Genomic DNA, 6,779 nt, shown 5'->3' with positions numbered 1-6,779 from the left:
CCGTCCTTTAGGGGCGCGGGGAACTGCGCGGTCAGCCATAGGCGACCCGCACCCTCCATCCCGCCTTTCCCGCGGAGCGGCTAGCGGCGGTAGAAGATCCGGTCCCCGTACTCCTCGAACACGCGGCCGTTCCACTCATGACCGCCGTCCACGTTGCCCGAGCGCAGGAGCGGGGGCTCGATGCCGCGGTCCGCGAGGGTGCCGGCGGCCGTGGCCATGACGGACTGGAGGAGGGCGGAGGTGACGACCGTGGAGGCGGGCGCGAAGGGCGCCGGGACGCTGTCGAGGGTGAGTTCCGCGTCGCCGATCGCGATCTTCGAGTCGAGGACTACGTCGCAGTGGTCCTTCAGATACGTACCCGAGGCGTGCCGGGACTCCGTCTCGGAGGCGTACGCGACCGATGTGACCCCGATGACCTTGAGGCCCAGGGCCCGCGCGTGCATCGCCATCTCCACGGGCAGGGCGTTGCGCCCGGAGAGGGAGATGATCACGAGTACGTCGCCGGAGCGGGCCGGGCTGCAGTCGAGGACGGCGCTCGCCAGGCCGTCGACCCGCTCCAGCGCGGAGCCGAGTGTCGCCGGCACGACGTCCACCCCGACGGCGCCCGGCACGGCGAGCAGGTTCATCAGCGCGAGGCCGCCCGCCCGGTACACCAGGTCCTGCGCGGCCAGCGAAGAGTGCCCGGCACCGAACGCGAACAGCCGCCCGCCGTCGGCGACGGTGTCGGCGATCAGCGTCCCGGCGGCCTCGACGGCCCCGGCCTCCTCGTCCCGCACCCGCTGCAGCAGGCCGATCGCGGCGTCGAAGAACTGCCCGGCCAGCTTGCTGTCGCCCATGCGCGAAGCCCTCTCTCCCCGTCCACACCAGGTCGTGTCGCGGATCACGTTGCGGTCTGGACCAGTGCTGTGTCAATACGGTCGGCAGGGGCGACACTGGGTGCTGAGGGCCCCCGTTCCCGCCCGGCCGAGCTCATGCTCCGGCCGTCCGCGCCGGCACTCGTCACCACGCGGTTTCACCTGCGCGGCACGGTTGTCAGTGGGATGCGTCAGAATTGGTGCCAGGGCCAGCGCACACGCCGGTGAGCCACTCAGCCTCCGGCAGAGCTAATCGAGGGGCACGTATGTCCGGACTGATCGACACCACGGAGATGTATCTCCGCACCATCCTCGAGCTGGAGGAGGAAGGTGTGGTCCCCATGCGCGCCCGTATCGCCGAGCGGCTCGACCAGAGCGGGCCGACGGTCAGCCAGACCGTGGCGCGCATGGAGCGCGACGGCCTGGTGTCCGTCGCCAGCGACCGGCACCTGGAGCTCACGGACGAGGGCCGCCGCCTCGCGACGCGCGTGATGCGCAAGCACCGCCTCGCCGAGTGTCTGCTCGTCGACGTGATCGGTCTGGAGTGGGAGCAGGTGCACGCCGAGGCCTGCCGCTGGGAGCACGTGATGAGCGAGGCGGTCGAGCGGCGCGTGCTCGAACTGCTGCGCCACCCCACCGAGTCGCCGTACGGCAACCCGATCCCGGGCCTGGAGGAGCTGGGCGAGAAGGACGGGGCGGACCCCTTCCTGGACGCGGGCATGGTGTCGCTGGCCGATCTCGACCCCGGGATCGACGGCAAGACGGTCGTCGTCCGTCGCATCGGTGAGCCGATCCAGACGGACGCACAGCTGATGTACACGCTGCGGAGGGCGGGCGTGCAGCCCGGGTCCGTTGTCAGCGTGACGGAGTCCGCGGGTGGGGTGCTGGTGGGCAGCGGCGGTGAGGCGGCGGAGCTGGAGTCGGACGTGGCGTCGCACGTATTCGTCGCGAAGCGGTAGCGCTCCGCTTGGGGCGCGTTGTTCGGCCGCGGGGTGGCTGTGGCTGGTCGCTCCCCCACTCTCGGCTTCGCTCGAGCGGGGGGACCCCCATCGCGGCGGAGCCGCATATCGACACAGCCCCGCGCCCCTTTCAGGGGCGCCCTTGTGCGGGCCTGCCTGTTTGCGAACCCGCCGTCAACTCCCGTAACACACAACCCAGTTGTCCCACCTCGTTCTTCGCTCAGAAATGAAGATTCAGTGTGCGGAATCGCAGCGGTCGGGCCGTTTGCGTGCGAGGCTGTCGCGAGAGGCATATGACCTGAGGGCTCTTGACCGTGGCGGCAGCGGCAGCGGCGCCGGTGCGCGGTCGGGGAGGGGGCGGGAGGATGTGCCGCGGACGTAAGGAGGGCCCCGGCGCCCTGAGGCGCCGGGGCCTGTCCTCCCCTGTGCTGACCCGGAGCCCCGAGCTCCCAGGGTCATTCCCCACGGACCGTTTTCCCCGAGCGGCCCGCCTCCCGTTGAAGATCTCCCCTCGGCGACGGCGGTCAATCCTTGAGCGAGGTCACTCGAAGGAGGGGTGTTGCCGCCAAGACCCCCATCTTCGAATGCGCATTCGATAGCGTATGAGTGACGGAACCACTACGGATTACGCAGGAAGAACCAGCAGGAGCACCGGTACGACCAGAGGTACGAGTGGACCGGCCGGTTCGTGCGGGACGACCCGGCCGAGCGGATCAAGGGGGGTGCCAACGTATGGTGCGGCGCATCGACGTGAGCGGTGCGGGTGGCGTACGCCTCGCCGCCTGGGAGTTCGCCGACTCTCCCAAGATCGACCCTCCGAGGGGCGACCCCTCCGGGACCGGCAACCCGTCCGGTGACGCCGGGACCGGGACCACGCCCGGGGAGATCGAGCGTGCGCCCGGTGTGCTGTTACTGCACGGCCTCATGGGCCGTGCATCCCACTGGGCGCCCACCGCCCGCTGGCTCTCCGAGCGGCATCGCGCCGTCGCGCTCGACCAGCGGGGCCACGGCCAGAGCGACAAGCCGCCCGAGGCCGCCTACACCCGCGGGGCGTACGTCGAGGACGCCGAGGCCGCCCTCGAACAGCTGGGCCTCGGCCCGGCCGTCCTCATCGGGCACGCCATGGGCGCCCTGACCGCCTGGCAGCTCGCCGCCAAGCGACCCGACCTCGTGCGCGGCCTGGTCATCTGCGACATGCGGGCCTCGGCGCTGGGAGCCGCCTCGCAGCGCGAGTGGGAGAACTGGTTCAAGGCCTGGCCGGTCCCCTTCGCCACACTCGCCGACGTACGGAAGTGGTTCGGCGAGGACGACCCCTGGGTGGAGCGCCCGAACCCGTCGCGCGGTGAGTTCTACGCCGAGGTGATGGCCGAGTCGCCGGACGGCTGGCGGCCCGTCTTCGAGCCCGAGCAGATGCTCAAGTCCCGCGAGACCTGGGTGTACGACGCGCACTGGGAGGAGCTGACACAGGTCCAGTGCCCCGCCCTCGTCGTCCGTGGCCTCGACGGTGAGCTCGGCCGGGCCGAGTCCCAGGAGATGGTCCGTGTCCTGCCGAACGGGCAGTACGCGGAGGTGGCCGAGGCGGGACATCTCGTCCACTACGACCAGCCTGAGGCGTGGCGCGCGGCCGTCGAACCCTTCCTGGACGAGGCGCTCCGCTAGGCCGTAGGCCGTCGGGACAAAGACTGCGCAGTTCCCCGCGCCCCTGAAAACGGGGCGCGGGCCCGCGCCCCGGCCCCTCAGCCCTTGCTCACCGCCGCCAGGATCTCCGGCAGTTGCCGTGCTGTTCGTGGGGCGGCGAGGTGCAGGCCTGCCAGGGCGATCGCCGCTCCGTAGGCGGTTCCGACCGGGAGGAGGAGCCACGTCCAGTCGGCGCCGCCCGACGAGACGTTCAGCCAGATGGTGAGGGTGATGACGGGCGCGCAGAGCAGGGCCGCCGCGATCATGCCGCCGAAGATCGAGAATCCGGCGAGGCTCGCCTGGCCGGGAGCGACGTTCTTGTAGCTCTCCTGCGGGATCGAGTACGGGAAGCGGGCCGAGGACCAGGCCCCGGTCGCCAGCATCGCGCCGAGCAGCGCGAACGACAGGCCGAACACCTCGGGCAGCGCGGCCCAGTCGCCGAGCAGCGCCGTCGTCAGGACGCACACGAGGGTCGCGTACGGAAGGGTGATCACCAGGAGTGCCAACGCCCGTGCCCGCAGCTCGATGTACGCGTCCCGGGTCGAGGAGATCGTCATCGCGACCATCCAGAACGCGGACGTGTCCTGCCCGAACTGGTTGTACATCTGGATGCCGAGCATGCCCGCCGCGAAGCACGCGAAGTAGATCGAGCCGGTGCCCTGCAGCGCGTTGAACACCGGCACGATCAGGCCGATCGCGAGCGAGGTCACCCACGCGGCCTTGGTCTTCGGGTCCCGCCACACGTACCGCAGGCTGCGCTCCATGACCGTGCCCGTGCGCCCCGCGGGCAGCAGCCGGCCGAGCCCGGAGGAACGGCCCGCCTTGTCCCGGGAGGGCTCGGCGGCCTGCAGTGTCGAGCCGTCCGGCGTGGTCATCAGCCGGGTCAGACTCCGCTGCCACAAGGCCAGCAGCACCGCCAGGGCCACCCCGCTCAGGGCGAGCTGGGCGAGACCGACGGCGTACGAGCCCTCACTGACGGAGTCCACCGCGCCGAGCGCTGACGCGGGCGGCACCCAGCGGACCACGTCTGCCGCCGGGTCCAGCGTGGACATGCCCGACGAATTGAGCTTCTGCGCACCGAAGTTGACGACCTGCGCGCCCACCGCGATCACCAGACCGCTCAGGACGGCCAGGTCGCGGCCCTTGCGGCTGGTCAGCAGCCGGGTGTTGGCGGTCGCGACGGTCCGTGCGAGGGCCACGCACACCAGGAGCGCGACGACGACCGCGACGACCCCGGTGACGTACGCCGCCGCCCCGTGCGCCATCGCGATCACCGAACCGACGAGCAGGCACAGCGTGAACAGCGGGCCTATGCCGACCAGCGAGGCCACCAGCAACGCGCGTACGAGCGGCTGCGGGCGCAGGGGCAGCATCACCAGGCGGGTCGGGTCGAGGGTCTCGTCGCCGCCGGAGAAGAAGAGCGGCATCACGGCCCAGCCGAGCGCCAGCACGGCCGTGAGCAGCACCGTCACGGTCATCGCGTAGGTGTTGCCGCGCAGCGCGATCAGTCCGATGAGCTGGAGCGCGGCGAACAGCAGCACGATGACGAGCGACGCCACGTACACCGCCCGCCGCCCCGCCGACTGCCGCAGCCCGTTGCGCAGCAGCGACACCTTGAGGCGTACGACGACGGGGGTGATGGAGGCGGTCGAGGTGGTGGGGGCCTTCGTGGCGGTCGCGGCGCTCATCGGGCGCCGCCGCCCAGCCAGTCGAGGTCGGAGCCGGTGTCGCGGGCGTTCGCCCCGACGAGTTCGAGGAAGGCCTGCTGGAGGGAGGGCGCCTCGCCGCGCACCTCGGTGAGCGGGCCGTGGGCGCGGATGCGGCCCGCGGCCATCACGGCGACCCAGTCGCACAGCGACTCGACGAGCTCCATCACATGGGAGGAGAAGACGACGGTCGCGCCGGAGGCGGTGTAGCGCTCCAGGACCCCGCGGATCGTCTGTGCGGAGACCGGGTCGACCCCCTCGAACGGCTCGTCGAGGAACAGCACTTCCGGGTTGTGCAGCAGGGCCGCCGCGAGCCCGATCTTCTTGCGCATGCCGGTCGAGTAGTCGACGACGAGTTTGTGCTGGGCGCCGGCGAGGTCGAGTACGTCGAGCAGCTGGGTGGCCCGCTTGTCGACCTCGGCACCGGGCAGTCCGCGCAGCCGCCCCGTGTACGCGAGGAGTTCCCGCCCCGAGAGCCGCTCGAAGAGCCGCAGCCCCTCGGGCAGGACCCCGATCCGGGCCTTGACCTCCACGGGGTCGCGCCACACGTCGTGTCCGACGACCTCCACGGACCCCTGATCGGGCCGCAGCAGCCCGGTCACCATCGACAGGGTCGTGGTCTTCCCCGCCCCGTTGGGCCCGACCAGCCCGATGAACTGCCCCGCGGGCAACTCCAGATCGATCCCCGCGACGGCGACCTGCTCCCCGAACCGCTTCCAAAGCCCCCGCACCCGCACGGCCACCGCGTCGTTCACCCGCACTCCCTCCGCCATGCAGGGCACGATACGGGGGCCGGCGCCCCTTTAGGGGCGCGGGGAACTGCGCGCTCGGCCGAAGAAGACCCGCACTGGTCACGCGACATCGGGCCCCACCCACCCGGGGGCGCGGGGCTGTGCACATATGCGGCTCCGCCGCGATGNNAGAGTGGGGGAGCGACCAGCCCCGACTTACCCGCAGCCGAAGAACCGGCCCAGGCGGAGCTATCGTCGAGCGTCTCGCCCGCAGGCGTAGGCCAAGGGCGAGATCAACTCCTCCGCATCCGGCAGCCACCGATTCGCCGGAGTCGGCCGGCAGGCCCACTGCACGGCCCCCCGCGCCCCGAACCGCGTGGGCGGCGCAGCCACATACGTACCTTCGCCCATCACAACCAGATCAAGAGAAGCAAGAGGCCACCCGAGCTTCCGTACAAGATCGGGCACCTTCGCGGCGGCACCCGGCAACACGAAGAACTGCATCCGCCGGTCCGGCGTACACGTCACAGGGCCGAGCGTCAGCTCCATCCGCCTCATGCGGGCGAGCGCGAGGAACCCCGAGGTCTCGGGGACGTCGATCGCGTCGAACGTCCGCCCCGTGGGCAGCAGGATCGACGCCGACGGCTGCTTCGCCCACAGCCGACGCGCGACGGTCGCACTGCCCGTGGCCTGCGTCGCCCAGTCCTCACGCGCCGGGTGCGCGCCGGGCACGGCGCACGAGGGCTCGCCGCACGAGCAGCGCTGCACCCCGTCGGCGGCTTCCAGCCAAGTGCCTGGGAACACGTCCCAATGGCGCTCTTCGGCATAGCGCACGGCGATGTCCTGCAGCGA

Annotated in this window: 6 protein-coding genes; 2 read left to right on the top strand and 4 right to left on the bottom strand. The window is 71.3% G+C overall.

Annotated elements, in window-relative coordinates; translation table 11 throughout:
* Positions 1–80: 80 nt before the first annotated feature.
* Entirely contained in the window at positions 81–836 is a 756-nt protein-coding gene (locus AOK17_RS41820; RefSeq protein WP_055617884.1) for an SIS domain-containing protein, read from the bottom strand.
* Positions 837–1,120: 284 nt separating this feature from the next.
* Here AOK17_RS41820 and AOK17_RS41815 point away from each other — a divergent pair, with 284 nt between their 5' ends.
* Together AOK17_RS41815 and AOK17_RS41810 are read left to right on the top strand one after the other, a co-directional pair.
* Entirely contained in the window at positions 1,121–1,813 is a 693-nt protein-coding gene (locus tag AOK17_RS41815) for an iron-dependent transcriptional repressor DtxR (RefSeq protein ID WP_055617883.1), read from the top strand.
* Between the two features lie 732 nt (positions 1,814–2,545).
* On the top strand, positions 2,546–3,472 hold the full coding sequence (locus AOK17_RS41810; RefSeq protein WP_055617882.1) for an alpha/beta fold hydrolase: 927 nt from the start codon (positions 2,546–2,548) through the stop codon (positions 3,470–3,472).
* Positions 3,473–3,549: 77 nt separating this feature from the next.
* Here AOK17_RS41810 and AOK17_RS41805 read toward each other — a convergent pair whose 3' ends face one another.
* The 3 genes from AOK17_RS41805 to AOK17_RS41795 all read right to left on the bottom strand — a co-directional run.
* A complete protein-coding gene (locus AOK17_RS41805) occupies positions 3,550–5,178 on the bottom strand; it encodes a hypothetical protein (RefSeq protein ID WP_055617881.1) in 1,629 nt (542 codons plus the stop codon).
* The gene (locus tag AOK17_RS41800) at positions 5,175–5,969 is read right to left on the bottom strand and encodes an ABC transporter ATP-binding protein (RefSeq protein WP_055617880.1); all 795 of its coding nucleotides are present in this window, start codon (positions 5,967–5,969) and stop codon (positions 5,175–5,177) included. Before AOK17_RS41800 ends, AOK17_RS41805 begins: the two co-directional genes overlap by 4 nt.
* Before the next feature lie 207 nt (positions 5,970–6,176).
* The coding region (locus AOK17_RS41795) for a bifunctional DNA primase/polymerase (RefSeq protein ID WP_055617879.1) at positions 6,177–6,779 on the bottom strand (603 nt) is incomplete at its 5' end.

Origin of the sequence: Streptomyces phaeochromogenes (genome assembly GCF_001418655.1) — a bacterium.
Classification (GTDB): Bacteria; Actinomycetota; Actinomycetes; order Streptomycetales; family Streptomycetaceae; genus Streptomyces; species Streptomyces phaeochromogenes.
Note: the sequence above shows the minus strand (reverse complement) of the source record. Positions and strands in the feature narration are given on the sequence as shown.